The sequence below is a fragment of the Pseudomonas sp. PLB05 genome, from assembly GCF_021106615.1.
GTDB lineage: Bacteria > Pseudomonadota > Gammaproteobacteria > Pseudomonadales > Pseudomonadaceae > Chryseomonas > Chryseomonas benzopyrenica.
The window spans coordinates 137,768-157,464 of record NZ_JAJOHO010000004.1; the positions used below are offsets into that span (position 1 = coordinate 137,768).

General features: G+C 65.2%; 13 protein-coding genes. 12 read left to right on the forward strand and 1 reads right to left on the reverse strand.

What is annotated here, in order from left to right:
- Positions 1 to 21 precede the first annotated feature (21 nt).
- Positions 22 to 2,442 (reverse strand): penicillin-binding protein 1A, encoded by a 2,421-nt coding sequence (locus LRS53_RS18515; RefSeq protein WP_231356899.1) that lies wholly within the window; start codon positions 2,440 to 2,442, stop codon positions 22 to 24.
- 167 nt (positions 2,443 to 2,609) lie between these two features.
- Here LRS53_RS18515 and LRS53_RS18520 point away from each other — a divergent pair, with 167 nt between their 5' ends.
- The 12 genes from LRS53_RS18520 to LRS53_RS18575 all read left to right on the forward strand — a co-directional run bounded on the left by LRS53_RS18520 (position 2,610) and on the right by LRS53_RS18575 (position 19,682).
- On the forward strand, positions 2,610 to 3,674 hold the full coding sequence (locus tag LRS53_RS18520) for a pilus assembly protein PilM (protein WP_026083838.1): 1,065 nt from the start codon (positions 2,610 to 2,612) through the stop codon (positions 3,672 to 3,674).
- The gene (locus LRS53_RS18525) at positions 3,675 to 4,262 is read left to right on the forward strand and encodes a PilN domain-containing protein (RefSeq protein WP_231356900.1); all 588 of its coding nucleotides are present in this window, start codon (positions 3,675 to 3,677) and stop codon (positions 4,260 to 4,262) included.
- The gene (gene pilO, locus LRS53_RS18530; RefSeq protein ID WP_017641025.1) at positions 4,259 to 4,912 is read left to right on the forward strand and encodes a type 4a pilus biogenesis protein PilO; all 654 of its coding nucleotides are present in this window, start codon (positions 4,259 to 4,261) and stop codon (positions 4,910 to 4,912) included. Before LRS53_RS18525 ends, pilO begins: the two co-directional genes overlap by 4 nt.
- On the forward strand, positions 4,909 to 5,427 hold the full coding sequence (locus tag LRS53_RS18535; RefSeq protein WP_026083837.1) for a pilus assembly protein PilP: 519 nt from the start codon (positions 4,909 to 4,911) through the stop codon (positions 5,425 to 5,427). The genes pilO and LRS53_RS18535 overlap by 4 nt, the downstream gene beginning before the upstream one ends.
- Entirely contained in the window at positions 5,427 to 7,676 is a 2,250-nt protein-coding gene (pilQ, locus tag LRS53_RS18540) for a type IV pilus secretin PilQ (RefSeq protein WP_231356901.1), read from the forward strand. Before LRS53_RS18535 ends, pilQ begins: the two co-directional genes overlap by 1 nt.
- Positions 7,677 to 7,681: 5 nt before the next feature.
- Positions 7,682 to 8,200 (forward strand): shikimate kinase AroK, encoded by a 519-nt coding sequence (gene aroK / locus LRS53_RS18545; protein WP_231356902.1) that lies wholly within the window; start codon positions 7,682 to 7,684, stop codon positions 8,198 to 8,200.
- Positions 8,201 to 8,252: 52 nt separating this feature from the next.
- On the forward strand, positions 8,253 to 9,347 hold the full coding sequence (aroB, locus tag LRS53_RS18550) for a 3-dehydroquinate synthase (protein WP_231356903.1): 1,095 nt from the start codon (positions 8,253 to 8,255) through the stop codon (positions 9,345 to 9,347).
- An 18-nt stretch (positions 9,348 to 9,365) separates the two neighbouring features.
- Positions 9,366 to 10,964: an AAA family ATPase gene (locus LRS53_RS18555; RefSeq protein ID WP_231356904.1), complete on the forward strand. Its 1,599-nt coding sequence runs from the start codon at positions 9,366 to 9,368 to the stop codon at positions 10,962 to 10,964.
- A 216-nt stretch (positions 10,965 to 11,180) separates the two neighbouring features.
- Positions 11,181 to 15,629, forward strand: a complete 4,449-nt coding sequence (gene gltB / locus LRS53_RS18560; protein WP_231356905.1) for a glutamate synthase large subunit — start codon at positions 11,181 to 11,183, stop codon at positions 15,627 to 15,629.
- 90 nt (positions 15,630 to 15,719) lie between these two features.
- Entirely contained in the window at positions 15,720 to 17,138 is a 1,419-nt protein-coding gene (locus LRS53_RS18565) for an FAD-dependent oxidoreductase (protein WP_231356906.1), read from the forward strand.
- Positions 17,139 to 17,508: 370 nt separating this feature from the next.
- Positions 17,509 to 18,576 carry a uroporphyrinogen decarboxylase gene (hemE, locus tag LRS53_RS18570; RefSeq protein WP_231356907.1) on the forward strand — a complete coding sequence of 356 codons (1,068 nt, stop codon included), beginning with the start codon at positions 17,509 to 17,511 and terminating at the stop codon, positions 18,574 to 18,576.
- A gap of 92 nt (positions 18,577 to 18,668) precedes the next feature.
- Entirely contained in the window at positions 18,669 to 19,682 is a 1,014-nt protein-coding gene (locus LRS53_RS18575) for an Ldh family oxidoreductase (RefSeq protein WP_231356908.1), read from the forward strand.
- Positions 19,683 to 19,697 lie beyond the last annotated feature (15 nt).

The window sequence follows — 19,697 nt, forward strand, 5'->3', positions numbered from 1 at the left end:
GGGTTTTTTATTGGCTGGAGATCAGAAGATGTCCATGGGCACATTTTCGCTGGAGGGCAGCGGCGTGCCGGGCGCCACGCCGGGCGGCAGTTCGTCCAGGCTCGGCGGGGTGTCTTCGCTCTTGAACAGCTCGAAGTAGGCGTTGGGCGTGCCCGGTGGTGCGGCGCGACCAGTGGTGGGGTCGACGCGGATGGAGACGATGCCGTCCGGTTCCTTGAGCTGATGCGGCGGCTTGTCCTTGAGCGCGGCGCCCATGTAGCTCATCCAGATCGGCAGGGCCACGGTACCGCCGAATTCCTGGCGGCCCAGGGTCTCGGGTTGGTCGAAGCCGGCCCACACCGTGGTCACGTAGTCGCCGTTGTAGCCGGAGAACCAGGTGTCCTTGGATTCGTTGGTGGTGCCGGTCTTGCCGGCCAGGTCGTTGCGGCCCAGTTCCAGCGCCTTGCGGCCGGTGCCGCGTTTGATCACGTCCTGCAGCATGCTGTTCATGATGAAGGCGTTGCGCGGATCGATGACCTGGGGGGCGAACACCGGTGGCGGATTGGCCGGGCCGGCGGCGGCGGTGTCGGCCGCCGGCGTGACCTCGACGCCCGGCGCGGTCGTGGCCTGCGCCTGCTGGGGCACCCGTGGCGCGGCCATGCGATAGACCACCTTGCCGTCGCGATCGGTCACGTGATCGACCACGTAGGGTGTCACCTTGTAGCCCTCGTTGGCGAACACCGACCAGCCGGTGGCCACTTCCAGCGGCGTCAGGCCCGGGGTGCCGAGGGCGAGCGACAGGTTGCGCGGCAACTGGTCGCGCTCGAAGCCGAAACGACTGACGTAATCCAGCGCATAGTCGATGCCGATGGCCTGCAGCACCCGGATGGACACCAGGTTGCGCGAGCGATAGAGGGCCTCGCGCAGACGGATTGGGCCGAGGAAGGTGTTGTTGTCGTTCTTTGGCCGCCAGGCTTCGTCGGGATTCTCGTCCATGAAGACGATGGGCGCATCGTTGACCAAGCTGGCGGCGGTAAAGCCCTTCTCCAGCGCCGCGCTGTAGATGAACGGCTTGAAGCTGGAACCGGGCTGGCGCCGGGCCTGGGTCGCGCGATTGTAGTTGCTCTGCTCGAAGGAGAAGCCGCCGATCAGGGCGCGGATGGCGCCATCCTGGGGATCAAGCGATACCAGGGCGCTCTGCGCCTTGGGAATCTGCGAGAACTTCAGGCTGCCATCGTCCTGGCGCTGCACCCGGATCAGGTCGCCGACCTTGACCACGTCGGCCGGACCGTTCGGGCGTGGCCCCAGGCTGTTGGCGCTGAGGTAGGGGCGTGCCCATTTCATCGAGTCCCAGGAGACCGCCTCTTCCTTGCCCTCGCGGGTCAGGACCAGGATGCCGCTCTTTTCCACCTGGGTGACCAGGGCCGGATCCTGACCGCCGACGATGCGCTGCTTCTGGATCAGCGCGGTCCATTCGGCGCGGCTGCGATTGGGCCACTGGGCCTCGGGGCCGCGATAGCCGTGGCGGCGGTCGTAATCGGTCAGGCCGTCACGTACGGCTTCGAACGCATCCGTCTGCAGCCGGCTGTCGATGGTGGTGTAGACCTGGTAGCCATCGGTGTAGGCATCGCCGCCATAGCGACCGACCATTTCCGCCCGCGCCATCTCGGCGATGTAGGGGGCGTTGAGCTCAGGCACGGCGACGTGATGATAGGCCTCGAGCGGCTCGGCGATGCCGGCCTGGTAGGCCGCCTGATCGATATAACCGAGCTTGAACATGCGTTCGAGAATCCAATTGCGTCTTTCCAGGCTACGCTCAGGATTAGCGACCGGGTTGTAACGCGACGGCGCCTTGGGCAGACCGGCGATCATCGCCATCTGGGCGACGGTCAGGTCCTTGATGGACTTGCCGTAGTAGACCTGGGCGGCGGCCTCAATGCCGTAGGCGCGGTTGCCCAGGTAGATCTTGTTGACATAGAGCTCAAGGATCTCGTCCTTGGTCAGTTGGCGCTCGATTTGCAGCGCCAGGAGGATCTCGGTGAATTTGCGCGAGAAGCTGCGCTCGCTGGTCAGGAAGTAGTTCTTGGCGACCTGCATGGTGATGGTGCTGCCGCCGGTCTGGATGTGTCCGGTCTTGACCAGCTGGCTCACTGCCCGTGCCAGACTTTTCACATCCACGCCATAGTGATTGGCGAAGTTGTCATCCTCGGCGGAGAGCAGGGCATGGATGAAATCGGGCGGTATCTCGTTGAAACGCAGCGGTGAGCGGCGCATTTCGCCGAATTCGGCGATGAGTTTGCCGTCCGCGCTGAACACCCGCAGAGGGATCTGCAGTTGCACGTTACGCAGGGCATCGATGGAGGGCAGGCTGGGGCTGAGGTAGAGGAAGGCACCGCTGAGACCCAGCAACAGGCTGCAGACCAGGGCGACCAACGACCACCAGAAAAATTTCAGAACACGCATCAAGAGACTTTTCGAATGGAAAGAAGGAAAGGGCGACAGGTGACGGTCAGCCTACACGGCGTCGCCATTATAGGCGCGTTTGGCGGTTGGCCGCTATTTGCTCGGGTGTCAAGTCTGTTATCTAATGCCCGTCCGCGGAAGACCACCGTCGCTCATAGGGAACTGATGTGCTAGGGCTATTCAGAAAGAAGGCGAATACGCTGCTGGGTATCGACGTCAGTTCGACATCCGTGAAACTCATCGAGTTGAGCCGTGCAGGTGGGCGCTACCGGGTGGAAGCCTATGCGGTCGAACCCCTGCCGGCCAATGCCGTGGTGGAAAAGAACATCGCCGAGCTGGAGGGCGTGGGCCTCGCCATCGGCCGGGTGCTGGTCAAGGCGCGCAGTTCCGCGCGCAGCGCCGCCGTGGCCGTCTCCGGCTCGGCGGTGATCGCCAAGACCATCGAGATGGATGCCGGCCTCACCGACGACGAGCTGGAAAACCAGATCAAGCTGGAAGCTGACCAGTACATTCCCTATCCGCTGGACGAGGTCGCCATCGACTTCGAGGTGCAGGGGCCGTCGCCGCGCAACGCCGAGCGCGTCGAGGTACTGCTGGCCGCCTGCCGGAAGGAAAACGTCGAGGTCCGCGAGGCGGCCCTGGCGCTGGCCGGCGTTTCGGCCAAGGTGGTCGACGTCGAGGCCTATGCCCTGGAGCGCGCCTACCAGTTGCTGGCCAATCAGCTCGGCGGCCATGTCGACGACCTGACCGTGGCGGTGGTCGACATCGGCGCCACCATGACCACCCTGAGCGTGCTGCACAACGGCAAGACCATCTACACCCGCGAGCAGCTGTTTGGCGGCCGCCAGCTCACCGAAGAGATCCAGCGTCGCTATGGGCTGTCGGTGGAGGAGGCCGGTCTGGCCAAGAAGCAGGGTGGCCTGCCTGACGACTACCAGAGCGAGGTACTGACGCCCTTCCGCGAGGCGGTGGTGCAACAGGTGGCGCGTTCGCTGCAGTTCTTTTTCGCCGCCGGGCAATACAATGATGTGGACTACATCTTGCTTGCTGGAGGAACCGCGTCAATTTCCGGACTCGACCGCTTGATCCAGCAGAAAATCGGCACCCCCACGGTCCTGGCCAATCCCTTCGCCGACATGACCGTCAGCAACAAGGTCAATGCGGCGGCCCTGGCGGGTGACGCCCCGGCGCTGATGATCGCCTGCGGCCTGGCCATGAGGAGTTTCGACTAGATGGCCCGCATCAACCTCTTGCCCTGGCGGGAGCAGCTGCGCGAAGAAAGGCGCAAGCAGTTCTTGGTGATCCTGGGCGGCATCTTCGTGCTCTCGTGCGGCGCCGTGTTTCTCGGGGATCAGTACCTGTCCGGCGAGATCGCCCGTCAGGAGGCGCGCAATGCCTTCATCCAGCAGAACATCGCCCAGCTGGACGTGCGCATCAAGGAGATCAGCGAGCTCAAGACCCGGCGCCAGCAACTGCTGGCACGGATGAAGATCATCCAGGACCTGCAGGGCAACCGCCCGGTCATCGGCCACGTCTTCGATCAACTGGTGCGCACCCTGCCGGACGGCGTGTACTTTCGTGAGCTGAAGATGCAGGGCGACACCCTGTCCATCAGTGGCGAGGCGGAATCCAACAACCGGGTCTCCAACCTGATGCGTAATCTGGACGCCTCCGACTGGTTCGCTTCGCCTACGCTGATCGAGGTGAAGGCCACCACTGCCGGGGCGGTGGATCAGGCCAACACCTTCCAGCTCACCGTCAAGCAGACCCAGCCCGGCGCTCCTGCTCCGGCCCCAGTCGCCCAGGGAGGCAAACCATGAGTCTCGCCGATTCCCTGGCCAGCCTGCGTAAGGTCGACATCAACGAACTCAGCCTGGAGAACCTCGGTTCCTGGCCCAAGCCGGTCAAGGTCATCGCCTGCCTGCTGATCGTGCTGGTGGTGCTCCTGCTCGGCTATCAGTTTCATCTCAGCGACATGCAGGCGCAGCTGGACAGCCAGCGCACTCAGGAAGAAACCCTGAAGCAGCAGTACGCCAGCAAGGCCTTCCAGGCCGCGAATCTGGATGCCTACAAGCAGCAGATGGTCGAGATGGAAGAGTCCTTCGGCGCGCTGCTGCGGCAACTGCCCGGCGATACCGAAGTGCCGGCGCTGCTGGAAGACATCACCCGCACCGGTCTGGGCAGTGGCCTGGAATTCGAGCAGATCAAGCTCCTGCCCGAGGTGACCCAGCAGTTCTATGTCGAGTTGCCGATCCAGATCACCGTGGTGGGCAATTATCATGACCTGGCGACCTTCGTCAGCAGCGTCTCCAGCCTGCCGCGCATCGTCACCCTGCACGACTTCGACCTCAAGCCGGTGGATGACCGAAACGCCAATGGCGGCGGCACGGTATCCGGGACCGGTGGCAAGTTGCGCATGAACGTCCTGGCCAAGACCTATCGCTACAACGACAAGGGGCTCGGCAAATGAGGACGCCTCTGTTGCTCTGCCTGCTGACCGGCGTGCTGGTCGGCTGCGGTTCCAGCGATACCAGCGATCTGCAGGCCTTCATGGACGAAACCCGCGCCAAGCCGCGCGGTTCCATCGAGCCGCTGCCGCAGTTCCGCGCCTACGAACCCTTCACCTATGCCGCTGCGGCGCTGCGCAGCCCCTTCCAGGCGCCGGTACGCATCGACCCCACGGTGCGCCAGCGCGGGACCGGCAACATCAAGCCGGACGTGAATCGGCCGAAGCAGTTTCTCGAAGGCTTCAACATCGAGACCTTCAGCATGGTCGGCATCCTGGCCAACGCCAGTGGCCGCTATGCGCTGGTCAACGGCGCCGGGGGCGTACATCGCGTCAAGGTGGGGGACTACCTGGGCCGCAACGACGGGCGCATCACCAAGATCACCGACGGTGAGATCGACGTGATCGAAATCGTCCCGGATGGCGAGGGTGGCTGGCTGGAACGGCCGCGCACCATCACCTTGAAGGAAAAGACTTAATGGGCGGGGCAAGTACAGTGAAGACGAATAGCGCAAGACGGCTGGTACTGGGATTGGCTCTATTGCTGGGTAGCCTGGCCGGCCAGGTCCTGGCCGCCGATCTGCAGGCCTTGAACGTCGCCTCCCTGCCCGGGGATCGCATCGAACTCAAACTGACCTTCGATCAACCGGTGCCGATCCCCAAGGGCTACACCATCGAGCAGCCGGCGCGGATCGCCCTGGACCTGCCCGGCGTCGCCAACAAGCTGGGTACCAAGAGCCGTGAGCTGGGCAATGGCAATGCCCGCAGCGTGACGGTGGTCGAGGCGGGCAACCGCACCCGCTTGATCATCAACCTCACCAATCTGGCCAGCTACGACACCCGTGCCGACGGTCGCAACCTGTTCGTCACCATCGGGGGCACCGCCGGGCGCCAGACCGCCAGTGCCCAGGCCAATCTGACGCCCAACCTGCCGCGCGCCGCAGCGCCGACCACCGTGACCGCGCCGTCGTCCGCTCCCCTGCCCGGTGCGGTCGCCCGCACTCCGCTGCCGCCGACCCAGGCCACCTCCACCGTGGCGGCCATGACCGCGCCGCGGCCGCAACTGCGCGGCAAGGCGATCCGCCATATCGATTTCCAGCGGGGTCCCCAGGGCGAGGGCAACGTGGTCATCGACCTGAGCGAGACTGGGATCAACCCGGACATCCAGGAGCAGGGCGGCAAGATCCGCCTGACCTTCGCCGGTACCCAGCTGCCCGAAGAGCTGCGGGTGCGCCTGGACGTCAAGGACTTCGCCACCCCCGTGCAGTTCGTCAACGCCTCCGCTGACAGCGGCGGGGCGTCCATCGTCATAGAGCCGACCGGGACCTACGACTACCTGGCCTACCAGACCAACAATCGTCTGACCCTGAGCGTCAAGCCGCTCACCACCGAGGAAAAGGAAAAGCGCGCAGCCGATCGCTTCACCTATACCGGCGAGAAACTGTCGCTGAATTTCCAGGACATCGACGTCCGCTCGGTGCTGCAGCTGATCGCCGATTTCACCAATCTCAACCTGGTGGCGAGCGACACCGTGCAGGGCAACATCACCCTGCGCCTGCAGAACGTGCCCTGGGACCAGGCGCTGGATCTGATCCTCAAGACCAAGGGCCTCGACAAGCGCCAGATCGGCAACGTGCTGCTGGTGGCACCGGCCGACGAGATCGCCGCCCGCGAGCGCCAGGAGCTGGAATCCCAGAAGCAGATCCAGCAACTGGCCCCGCTGCGTCGCGACCTGATCCAGGTCAACTACGCCAAGGCCGCCGATATCGCCAAGCTGTTCCAGTCGGTTACCAGCGCCGACAAGACCGCCGACGAGCGCGGCTCCATTTCGGTGGACGAGCGCACCAACAGCATCATCGCCTACCAGACCCAGAATCGCCTGGACGAACTCCGGCGCATCGTCTCGCAGCTGGACATCCCGGTGCGCCAGGTGATGATCGAGGCGCGGCTGGTGGAGGCCAACGTCGACTACAGCAAGCAGCTGGGCGTGCGCTGGGGCGGTAACGCCAGTTCGGGCAACTTCGCGGTCTATGGCAAGGACGGCGCCACCACCGTCGATTCCACGACCGGTCAGGTGTTCCTGCCGGGGACCAGTACCGTAGGCAGCTTCACCTCCGCCAGTGGTGTGGCGCCCACGCCCTTCGTCGACATGGGCGTTTCCGGCAGCACCTCGGGCATCGGCGTCGGCTTCATGGTTGGTGGCAAGATGCTCGACCTGCAGCTGTCCGCGCTGCAATCCAGTGGTAATGGCGAGATCATCTCCCAGCCCAAGGTGGTGACCTCGGACAAGGAGACCGCCAAGATCCTGCGCGGTACCGAGATCCCCTACCAGGAAGCAAGCTCCAGCGGTGCCACCAGCACCAGCTTCAAGCAGGCCGCCCTGTCGCTGGAGGTCACGCCGCAGATCACCCCGGACAACCGCATCATCATGGAGGTCAAGGTCAACAAGGATGCGCCTGACTACCAGAACGCGCTCAATGGCGTGCCGCCGATCAGCAAGAACGAGGTCAATGCCAAGGTCCTGGTGAGCGATGGCGAGACCATCGTGCTGGGCGGGGTGTTCTCCAACACCCAGACCAAATCCACCACCAAGGTGCCGATGCTGGGGGATATTCCCTATGTCGGCCGGCTGTTCCGCCGGGATTCGGTCACCGACAGCAAAGTCGAGCTGCTGATCTTCCTCACGCCGCGTATCATGAACAACCAGGCGATAGCGGTTGGTCGATGACATAAGTGCGTAATCTGTTTCTCGTAGGACCGATGGGCTCGGGCAAGAGCACCATCGGCCGGCTCCTGGCGAAGGAATTGCGGCTGCCGTTCAAGGATTCCGACAAGGTAATCGAAGAACGTACCGGTGCCGACATCCCCTGGATCTTCGATGTGGAAGGCGAGCAGGGCTTTCGCGAGCGCGAACGCGCCGCGATCGCCGAGCTGTGCGCGGAGAACGGCCTGGTGATGGCCACCGGTGGGGGCGCCGTGCTGCGCGAGGACAATCGCCAGGCGCTCAAGCGCGGCGGGCGGGTCATCTACCTGCATGCCTCCATCGAGCAACAGATCGAGCGCACCTCCCGGGATCGCAATCGACCGCTGCTGCAGACCGCCGATCCCGCGGCGGTGCTGCGCACGCTCATGGCCATGCGCGATCCGCTGTATCGGGAGATCGCCGACATCATCATCGAGACCGACGAGCGGCCCCCCCGGATGGTCGTGCTGCAGATACTCGACCGTCTGAAAGCCCTGGCACCACATTAAAGCCGCGAGCGTTCTGCGCTATGCTAGGCGCCCTTTGAATCAAGGTGACGGCATGCGGACTCTTCACGTCGAGCTCGGTGAGCGCAGCTACCCGATCTACATCGGCCAGGGCCTTCTGGATCGACCGGAATGCGTCCTGCCCCATCTCGCCGGGCGCAAGGTGGCGATCGTCACCAACGAAACCATCGCACCGCTCTATCTGGAGCGTCTGTTGCGCACCCTGGGCGATCGCCCGATTAGCTCGATCGTGCTGCCCGATGGCGAGGCGCACAAGAACTGGGAAACCCTGCAGCTGATCTTCGACGGCCTGCTGCAGGATCGCCATGATCGCAAGACCACCCTCATCGCCCTGGGCGGCGGGGTGATCGGTGACATGGGCGGTTTCGCCGCGGCCTGCTATCAGCGCGGAGTGGACTTCATCCAGGTGCCGACCACGCTGCTGTCCCAAGTGGATTCCTCGGTGGGCGGCAAGACCGGCATCAACCATCCGCTGGGCAAGAACATGATCGGCGCCTTCTACCAGCCCAAGGCCGTGGTCATCGATACCGACAGCCTGGCGACCCTGCCGGCGCGCGAACTCTCGGCGGGTCTGGCCGAGGTCATCAAGTACGGCCTGATCTGCGACGAGCCCTTCCTCGGCTGGCTCGAAGAGCATGTCGAGGCGCTGCTGGCACTGGATCAAAGCGCGCTCACCGAAGCCATCGAGCGCTCCTGCGCGGCCAAGGCCCAAGTGGTGGGCAGCGACGAGCGCGAGTCGGGTCTGCGGGCGATCCTCAACCTCGGCCATACCTTCGGTCACGCCATCGAGACCCACCAGGGCTATGGCGTCTGGCTGCACGGCGAGGCGGTCTCCGCCGGCATGGTCATGGCGCTGCAGATGTCCCTGCTGCTGGGCTGGCTCAGTGCCGCGCAGCGCGACCGCGCCATTCGCCTGCTGGTCAAGGCCAAGCTGCCCGTGGTACCGCCGGCGGACATGCAGCCGGCCGATTTCGAACGCCTCATGGCGGTGGACAAGAAGGTCCTGGATGGACAACTCCGGCTGGTGCTGCTCAGTGATTTGGGCCAGGCCGTGGTGACCGCCGACTTCGCCCGCGACATTCTCGAGCAGACGCTGCGTACCGATTACCAAGCGCTGACCGCCCAGTAAGGAGAACAAGAGAGTCCCATGTCCAATCTGCACGCCGACGAAGCCTTCCTCGGTCACTATCAGTTCACTCACGACCCGTTCGCCGCCCGCGTTCCCGGTTTCAAATTCTTTCCGGCCCAGCGCAAGCCGGTGCTGGGCCAGTTGCATCACCTGGCCCGCTACAGCCAGCTGCTGCTGGTGGTCAGTGGTCCCGAGGGCAGTGGCAAGACGCTGTTGCGCCAGGCGCTGGCGGCCAGCACCAAGAAGGAAGCCGTGCACTGCGTAGTGATTTCCGCGCAGAACGGCGGTGACGCCCGCACGGTGTTGGCCCAAGTCGCCAAGGGCGTGGGTGCCGACAGCCAGACGCCTGCAGCCATTCTCGAACAGGCGGCGGAAGTGCGCCTGGCGGGACAGGAGGTATACATCCTGGTGGATGACGCCGAGGCCCTGGCTACTCCCGCGCTGGAAGCCCTGCTGGAGCTGGCCGGGGGCAGCGAAAAGGAGCGCCTGCACGTCTTCCTGTTCGGCGAAGCGGAAGTGGTGATGCGCCTGGAAGACATCGCCCAGGGCGAAGAGCGCTATCACGCCATCGAATTGCTGCCCTACAGCGAGAGCGAGGCCGAGGAATACCTGGCCCAGCGCCTGGAAGGTGCCGGTCAGGGCCTGGAGATCTTTACCGACGAGCAGCTCGCGACCATCCACGAGCGCTCCGGCGGCTGGCCCGGTCGGCTCAACGAAGAAGCCCGGGATGTCCTGGTGGCCGGCATGAGCGCCCGGCGCAAGAAGGCCGCGGCACCGGTGAAAGGCTCGCGCAATCTGCTGGCGGCCCTGCCGCGCAAGCATCTGGTCATTCTCGGGGTGGTGGTGCTGGCGGTGGGCGCCGCCGCCCTGTCGCTCAAGGGCGGCAAGAGCGAGGCCCCGGCGACCGCGACCACGGGGCAGGACCTGCCCCTGGGCGGTCAGAACACGGCGTCTGCCGGCAAGGACGCCCAGGGTGCGCCCATCCAGTTCGACGGCTCTTCCAAACCGCTGCCCCTGCCGCTGGTGGGCGAGTCGCAGCCGGTCATCCGCGAACCCCTGGCGGAAGCGGCGGGTGGCCGGCAGGCGGGTACCGCCGCGGGCAACGACATGGGCGCGGGCGGCGTGCCACCGACGGTGACCACCGATGCCCCGCCCATCAGTGACGAGGACGAACTACCCAGCCGCACGCCGGCGCGTACTCCGGCGCCCAGCGCTCCGGCAGTGGCGGCTCCGGCGCCCCGGCATACCGCGCCTGCGCCTGCGCCTACCCCGGCACCTGCCAAGCCGGCCCCGGCTGCAGCGCCCGCTCATGCTGGCAGCGCAGCGGCGGGTTGGTACGGCAGCCAGGCGGGCAGCAAGTACGCCTTGCAGGTGGTGGGTACCAGTACCGAGAAGGCGGCGCAGGACTTCATCGCCGCCCAGGCCGACAGTGGCAACTTCCGCTATTTCAAGAAGAGCTACCAGGGCAAGGCGCTCTATGTGGTGACCTACGGCAACTTCGCCAATCGGGCAGCGGCCGAAGCGGCGGTCAAGCAGTTGCCAGCAAAGGTGCAGGCCAGCAAACCCTGGCCGCGGACCTTCGCCAGCATCCAGCAGGACATCGCCACCAGTCGCTGATTCTTGCCTGTTACGCAAAGAAAGCCCCGGTGCTATCACGAGAGTGATGCCGGGGCTTTCTTTTTTGCGTCATCGAATTTTCATCAGGTGTCATCAGTGTTTGTCGTAAGCGATTTTTTCGCTACACTGGTCAGCCTTTGACTGTCCGAAAAAAGTTCAAATAAGCGGACCGTTTTGTGATGCCTTCGCAATAACCTGATTGCCGGTGAGAGCGCTATGAAAGCAGGCCTGTTCAATCCCGATAGCTTCAAGGACAACTGCGGCTTCGGCCTGATCGCCCATATGCAGGGCGAGCCCAGCCATGACCTGCTGGAAACGGCCATCGAAGCCCTGACCTGCATGACCCACCGGGGCGGTATCAACGCGGACGGCAAGACCGGTGACGGTTGCGGTCTGCTCATGCAGAAGCCGGACGCCTTCCTGCGCGCCATCGCCCAGGAGCAATTCGGCGCCGAGTTGCCCGAGCAGTACGCCGCGGGCGTGGTGTTCTTCAACCAGGACGAGGCCCGCGCCGAACAGGCCCGCGCCAACATGAACCTGGAGATCGAGGCCGCTGGTCTGACCCTGGTCGGCTGGCGCAAGGTGCCCATCGACACCTCGGTACTGGGCGAGCTGGCCCTGGCGCGACTGCCGCGCATCGAGCAGGTGTTCGTCGCCGGTCCGGGTCTCGACGACCAGCAGTTCGGGGTCAAGCTGTTCTCCGCCCGCCGCCGTTCCTCGGTGCGCAACGCCGAAGACGCTGAGCACTACATCTGCAGCCTGTCGTCCCGCGTCATCGTCTACAAGGGCCTGATGATGCCGGCGGATCTCGCCGCCTTCTATCCGGACCTCGGCGATCCGCGCCTGGCCACCGCCATCTGCGTGTTCCACCAGCGCTTCTCCACCAACACCCTGCCGAAGTGGCCGCTGGCGCAGCCCTTCCGCTATCTCGCCCACAACGGCGAGATCAACACCATCACCGGCAACCGCAACTGGGCCCAGGCGCGGCGGACCAAGTTCGTCAACGAACTGATCCCGGATCTCGACCAGCTCGGTCCGCTGGTCAACCGCGTCGGTTCCGACTCCTCCAGCATGGACAACATGCTGGAGCTGCTGGTGACCGGCGGCATGGACCTGTTCCGCGCCGTGCGCATGATCATTCCGCCGGCCTGGCAGAACGTCGAGACCATGGACGCCGATCTGCGCGCCTTCTATGAATTCAACTCCATGCACATGGAGCCCTGGGACGGTCCGGCCGGCGTGGTGCTGACCGAAGGCCGCTACGCGGTCTGCCTGCTCGACCGCAACGGCCTGCGCCCGGCGCGCTGGGTGACCACCAACAACGGCTACATTACCCTGGCTTCGGAAGTCGGCGTCTGGAACTACCAGCCTGACGACGTCATCGCCAAGGGCCGGGTCGGCCCGGGCCAGATCCTGGCCGTGGACACCGAGACCGGCGAGGTGCTGCAGACCGACGACATCGACAATCGTCTCAAGGCGCGCCATCCCTACAAGCAGTGGCTGCGCAAGAACGCCATGCGCATCCAGGCGACCCTGGACGACCATGATCACGGTTCGGCCTTCTACGACCAGGATCAGCTGCGCCAGTACATGAAGATGTTCCAGGTCACCTTCGAGGAGCGTGACCAGGTGTTGCGTCCGCTGGGCGAGCAGGGCCAGGAAGCCGTGGGCTCCATGGGCGACGACACCCCGATGGCGGTGCTGTCGCGGCGCATCCGTTCGCCCTACGACTACTTCCGCCAGCAATTCGCCCAGGTCACCAATCCGCCGATCGACCCGCTGCGCGAGTCCATCGTCATGTCCCTGGAAACCTGCCTGGGTGCCGAGCGCAACGTCTTCGAGGAAACCGCCGAGCACGCCGATCGCGCCATCCTGAGCAGCCCGGTGATCTCGCCGGCCAAGTGGCGGACCATTCTCAACATGCCCAAGCCCGGCTTCGAGCATGTCACGATCGACCTCAATTACCCCGAGTCCATGGGGCTCGAGGCGGCGCTGCGCAACATCGTCGAGCAGGCCGAGGAGGCGGTGCGCGCCGGCAAGGTGCTGTTGGTGCTGACCGACCGCCACATCGAACCGGGCAAGCTGCCGGTGCATGCGGTGCTGGCCACCGGCGCCGTGCATCACCACCTGGTCAACCTGGGGCTGCGTACCAGCAGCAACATCCTGGTGGAGACCGCCACCGCCCGTGATCCGCACCACTTCGCCGTGCTGCTGGGCTTTGGCGCCACCGCGGTCTATCCGTTCCTGGCCTATGAGGTGCTGGGCGATCTGATCCGCACCGGCGAGGTGCTGGGCGACCTCTACGAGGTGTTCAAGTACTACCGCAAGGGCATCACCAAGGGCTTGCTCAAGGTGATCTCCAAGATGGGCATCTCCACCGTCGCCTCCTATCGCGGCGCCCAGCTGTTCGAGGCCGTGGGCCTGGCGGACGAAGTCACCGACCTGTGCTTCCCCGGTGTCACCAGCCGCATCAAGGGCGCGCGCTTCGTCGACCTGGAAGCCGAACAGAAGCTGTTGGCCGGCGAAGCCTGGAACAACCGCAAGCCGATCCAGCCGGGTGGCCTGCTCAAGTTCGTCTATGGCGGTGAGTACCATGCCTACAACCCAGACGTGGTCAATCTGCTGCAGGCCGCCGTGCAGCAGGGCGACTACGCCAAGTTCCGCGAATACACCGCGCTGGTGGACCAGCGCCCGGTGGCGATGATCCGCGACCTGCTCAAGGTCAAGACCAGCGACCAGCCCCTGGCCTTGGAAGAGGTCGAGCCGCTGGCCAACATCTTCACCCGCTTCGATGCTGCCGGGATCTCCCTGGGCGCCCTGTCGCCGGAAGCCCACGAGGCCCTGGCCGAGGCCATGAACCGCCTGGGCGGCCGCTCCAACTCCGGTGAGGGCGGTGAGGATCCGGCGCGCTACGGCACCATCAAGAGCTCCAAGATCAAGCAGGTGGCCACCGGCCGCTTCGGCGTCACTCCCGAGTACCTGGTCAATGCCGAGGTCTTGCAGATCAAGGTGGCCCAGGGCGCCAAGCCGGGCGAGGGCGGTCAGCTGCCCGGCGGCAAGGTCAACGGCCTGATCGCCAAGCTGCGCTATGCGGTACCCGGCGTGACCCTGATCTCGCCGCCGCCGCACCACGACATCTATTCCATCGAAGACCTGTCGCAGCTGATCTTCGACCTCAAGCAGGTCAATCCCAAGGCGCTGGTATCGGTCAAGCTGGTGTCCGAGCCTGGCGTAGGCACCGTGGCCGCCGGTGTGGCCAAGGCCTATGCCGACCTCATCACCATCTCCGGCTACGACGGCGGTACCGGCGCTTCGCCGGTGACCTCCATCAAGTACGCCGGCTCGCCCTGGGAACTGGGCCTGGCCGAGGCGCACCAGACCCTGCGTGGTAACGATCTGCGCGGCAAGGTGAGGGTGCAGACCGACGGCGGCCTGAAGACCGGCCTGGACGTGATCAAGGCGGCCATCCTCGGCGCCGAGAGCTTTGGCTTCGGCACCGCGCCGATGATCGCCCTGGGCTGCAAGTACCTGCGCATCTGCCACCTGAACAACTGCGCCACTGGCGTCGCCACCCAGAACGACCGACTCCGCAAGGAACACTTCATCGGCACGGTGGAAATGGTGATGAATTTCTTCACCTTCATCGCCGAGGAAACCCGCGAGTGGCTGGCCAGGCTGGGCGTACGCAGCCTGGGTGAGCTGATCGGCCGTACCGATCTGCTGGAAATCCTGCCGGGCGAGACCGCCAAGCAGCAGCACCTGGACCTCACCCCGCTGCTGGGTAGCGATCACATTCCGGCCGAGAAGCCGCAATACTGTCAGGTGGAAAAGAACCCGCCGTTCGACCAGGGCCTGCTGGCCGAAGAAATGGTGCGCCTGTCGCTGCCCGGGATCGAAAAGCTCGAAGGCGGTGACTTCAGCCTCAGTATCGGCAACTGCGACCGCTCCATCGGTGCCCGTGTCTCCGGCGAAATCGCCCGGCGTCACGGCAACCAGGGCATGGTCAAGGCGCCGCTGACCTTCCGCTTCAAGGGCACCGCTGGCCAGAGCTTCGGCGTCTGGAACGCCGGCGGCCTGCACATGTATCTGGAAGGCGATGCCAACGACTACGTGGGCAAGGGCATGACCGGCGGCAAGCTGGTCATCACCCCGCCCCAGGGCGCGGGCTTCAAGAGCCAGGAATCGGCCATCATCGGCAATACCTGCCTCTATGGCGCCACCGGTGGCAAGCTGTTCGCCGCTGGCACCGCCGGTGAACGCTTCGGGGTGCGTAACTCCGGGGCCCACACCGTGGTGGAAGGCACCGGCGACCACTGCTGCGAGTACATGACCGGCGGCTTCGTCTGCGTCCTGGGCAAGACCGGCTACAACTTCGGCTCGGGCATGACCGGCGGCTTCGCCTATGTGCTGGACCTGGACAACGGCTTCTATGACCGGGTCAACCACGAACTGGTGGAGATCCAGCGCATCAACAGCGAGGCTATGGAGGCCTACCGCAGCCACCTGGAAGGGGTGCTGGCCGAATACGTGCGCGAGACCGGCAGCGCCTGGGGCAGCCATCTCCATGAGAACCTGGACGACTACCTGCGCAAGTTCTGGCTGGTGAAGCCCAAGGCCGCAAGCCTGGCGTCGCTGCTGGTCAGCACCCGCGCCCGTCCGGAGTAACGACTTCGATGCCGGCTGCCCATGGCGCCGGCTTCACCGTGATAGCTCGTGGCGCCCTGCTGAAGGGGCGTCGCTTCAAGAGGTTTGGAAATGGCTGAACGTCTGAACAACGACTTCCAGTTCATCGAGGTCGGTCGCAAGGATCCGAAGAAGAAGCTGCTGCGCCAGCGCAAGAAGGAATTCGTCGAGATCCACGATCCCTTCAAGCCGCAGCAGGCCGCCGAGCAGGCGCACCGCTGCCTGGGTTGCGGCAACCCCTATTGCGAATGGAAGTGCCCGGTGCACAACTTCATTCCCAACTGGCTCAAGCTGGTGTCCGAAGGCAACATCCTGGCGGCGGCGGAACTGGCGCACCAGACCAACACCCTGCCCGAGGTCTGTGGCCGGGTCTGCCCGCAGGATCGGCTCTGCGAGGGTGCCTGCACTCTCAACGACGGTTTCGGCGCGGTGACCATCGGCTCGGTGGAGAAGTACATCACCGACACCGCCTTCGCCATGGGCTGGCGCCCGGACATGTCCAAGGTCAAGCCGACCGGCAAGCGCGTCGCCGTGATCGGTGCCGGTCCAGCTGGCCTGGGTTGCGCCGACATTCTGGTGCGCAATGGCGTGACCCCGGTGGTGTTCGACAAGCATCCCGAGATCGGTGGCCTGCTGACCTTCGGCATCCCCGAATTCAAGCTGGAAAAGACCGTGCTCAGTCGCCGTCGCGAGGTCTTCGGCGGCATGGGCGTGGAATTCCGTCTGAACACCGAGGTGGGCAAGGACGTGACCATGGATCAGCTGCTCGAGGAATTCGATGCGGTCTTCCTGGGCATGGGTACCTACACCTACATGAAGGGCGGCTTCCCCGGCGAAGACCTGCCTGGCGTCCACGACGCCCTGGATTTCCTGGTGGCCAACGTCAACCGCAACCTGGGCTTCGAAAAGGATGCGGCCGACTTCGTCGACATGAAGGGCAAGCGCGTGGTGGTCCTGGGCGGTGGTGACACCGCCATGGACTGCAACCGCACCTCCATCCGCCAGGGTGCCAAGAGCGTGACCTGCGCCTATCGCCGCGACGCCGCCAATATGCCGGGCTCGCGCAAGGAAGTGAAGAACGCCAAGGAAGAGGGCGTGAAGTTCCTCTTCAACCGCCAGCCCATCGCCATCATCGGTGAAGACAAGGTGGAAGGCGTCAAGGTGGTGGAAACCCGTCTGGGCGAACCCGATGCCCGTGGCCGCCGCAGCCCCGAGCCGATTCCCGGTTCCGAGGAGATCCTGCCGGCCGATGCGGTGGTCATCGCCTTTGGTTTCCGCCCGAGTCCCGCGCCCTGGTTCGAGCAGTTCGGCATCGATCTCGACAGCCAGGGGCGCGTGGTCGCGCCAGGGCTGCACGAGTTCAAGCACCAGACCAGCAATCCGAAGATCTTTGCCGGTGGCGACATGGTGCGTGGCTCCGACCTGGTGGTGACCGCCATCTTCGAAGGCCGCAACGCCGCCGAGGGCATCCTCGACTTCCTGGGCGTCTGAGGCCAGGCCGCTGGACAAGAGCCGACCGGTGCAAGCCGGTCGGCTTTTTTTTGGGGTGGGATCCTGCCGGCACGGGGCTTCGTGCAGTATCCGCCAAGCAATCGCGGCCATGGGCCGCTCCTACGAAAAGCGTCACTCTGTAGGAGCGGTCGCTACGGCGCACCGGCATGGCCACGATTAGCCCGCCGAGCCGTAGGATTGAAAACCGCACAGCGTTTTCCATCTGGATGACCGTCCGGCGATAGGCGAGGCTGCACCGTCACCCTACGGAGCACCCCATCACCCCGATAGACAAAAGGCACGCCCCCCTGCCGTGCCTTTTGCCAGCCGCTTTGCGACAATGCCGGCACTTTTGCTGCCGGATGTCGCCATGACTGCCCTGAAGAACGACCGTTTTCTGCGTGCCCTGCTCAAGCAGCCGGTGGACGTCACCCCGGTGTGGATGATGCGCCAGGCCGGGCGCTACCTGCCCGAGTACCGCGCCAGCCGGGCCCGCGCCGGTGACTTCATGAGTCTGTGCAAGAACCCGCAATTCGCCTGCGAGGTGACCTTGCAGCCGCTGGAGCGCTATCCCCTGGATGCGGCCATCCTCTTCTCCGACATCCTCACCATCCCCGATGCTATGGGCCAGGGCCTCTATTTCGAGACCGGCGAGGGTCCGCGCTTTCGCAAGGTGATCGATACCCCGGCCGACATCGAGGCACTGCCGATCCCCGATGCCGAATCCGACCTGGGCTACGTGATGGACGCCGTGCGCACCATCCGCGCGGCGCTGGACGGCCGGGTACCCCTGATCGGCTTTTCCGGCAGCCCCTGGACCCTGGCTACCTACATGATCGAAGGCGGCTCCAGCAAGGATTTCCGCAAGGCCAAGGCCATGCTCTACGACACCCCCGAGGCCCTGCACCTGCTGCTGGACAAGCTGGCCCAGGCGGTCACCGCCTACCTCAACGGCCAGATCCGCGCCGGTGCCCAAGCGGTGCAGATCTTCGATACCTGGGGCGGCAACCTGTCCGCTGCGGCCTACCAGGAGTTCTCCCTGGCCTATATGCGCAAGATCGTCGCCGGGCTGATCCGCGAGTATGAAGGACGGCGGGTGCCGGTGATCCTCTTCACCAAGAACGGCGGTCTCTGGCTGGAAAGCCTGGCCGACAGCGGCGCCGAGGCCCTGGGCCTGGACTGGACCTGCGACATTGGCGAAGCCCGTCGGCGGGTCGGTAGCAAGGTTGCCCTGCAGGGCAACATGGACCCCAGCGTGCTCTACGCCAAGCCAGCGGCCATTCGCGCCGAGGTGGGGCGTATCCTGGAAAGCTATGGCCAGGGCAGCGGCCACGTCTTCAACCTGGGTCACGGCATCACCCCCGAGGTGGATCCGGCCCATGCCGGCGCCTTCATCGAAGCCGTCCACGAGTTGTCGGGGCGCTACCACCAGGGCTGACTGTGCCGGGATCGGCATGACCGGTCCCAAGTCGAGCGAGCGGGCCGTGGCCGGTTGCGGCATAGTCGGGGTTTTCCCGATGGAGCGCCGCCATGGCCCAGATGACCCCGGAAGAGCTGCAGCACCTGGCCGAAGAGGTGCTCGCGGCCCAGGGTTTCAGTCAACCGCAGAGTACAGCCATCGCCGCCATGATGGTGGCCGGCCAGCGTGATGACTGTGCCTCCCACGGCATCTATCGGCTGCTGGGCATCGTCAAGACGCTCAAGGCCGGCAAGGTGGCGCCGGATGCCGAACCCCGCATCGAGGACGTGGCGCCGGCCATCGTCCGGGTCGATGCCGGGGGTGGCTTCTCGCCGCTGGCCTTCCACGCCGGTCTGCCGCTGCTGGAAGCCAAGGCGCGCGCCTGTGGCCTGGCGGCCCTGGCGATCAACAACTGCGTGCACTTCTCGGCGCTCTGGGTGGAGATGGAAGCCCTCACCGCCAGGGGCCTGGTGGCCCTGGCCTGCAATCCGACCCAGGCCTATGTCGCCCCCGCCGGCGGTCGCCGCCCGCTGTTCGGTACCAATCCCATCGCCTTTGGCTGGCCGCGGCCGGAAGGGCAACCCTTCGTCTTCGATTTCGCTACCAGCGCCGTGGCCCGCGGCGAAATCGAATTGCACCGCCGTGCCGGCAAGGCCCTGCCCGAAGGCTGGGGAGTGGATGCCGAGGGTGCCCCGAGCAGCGATGCCCGCACCGTGCTGGAGGAGGGCGCCATGCTCACCTTTGGTGGTCACAAGGGCTCGGCGCTGTCGGCCATGATCGAATTGCTCGCCGGACCGCTGATCGGCGATCTCACCAGCCCGGAATCTTCCGCGGTCGACGCCGGCGCGGGTGGCTTGCCCTATCACGGCGAACTCATCCTGGCCTTCGATCCCCAGCGTTTTCTCGGCGCCGCGGTAGGCGACTACCAGCAGCGCGCCGAGCAGTTGTTCGCCGGCATCGAGGCCCAGGGCGCCCGCCTGCCGTCGCAGCGCCGTTATGCGGCGCGGCAGATCAATACCACCCGTGGCTGGTTGGAGGTGCCGGACGAACTGCTGGCCGATGTCCGAGCATTGCTGCCCGGTTGATCCGGGGCGCGATCC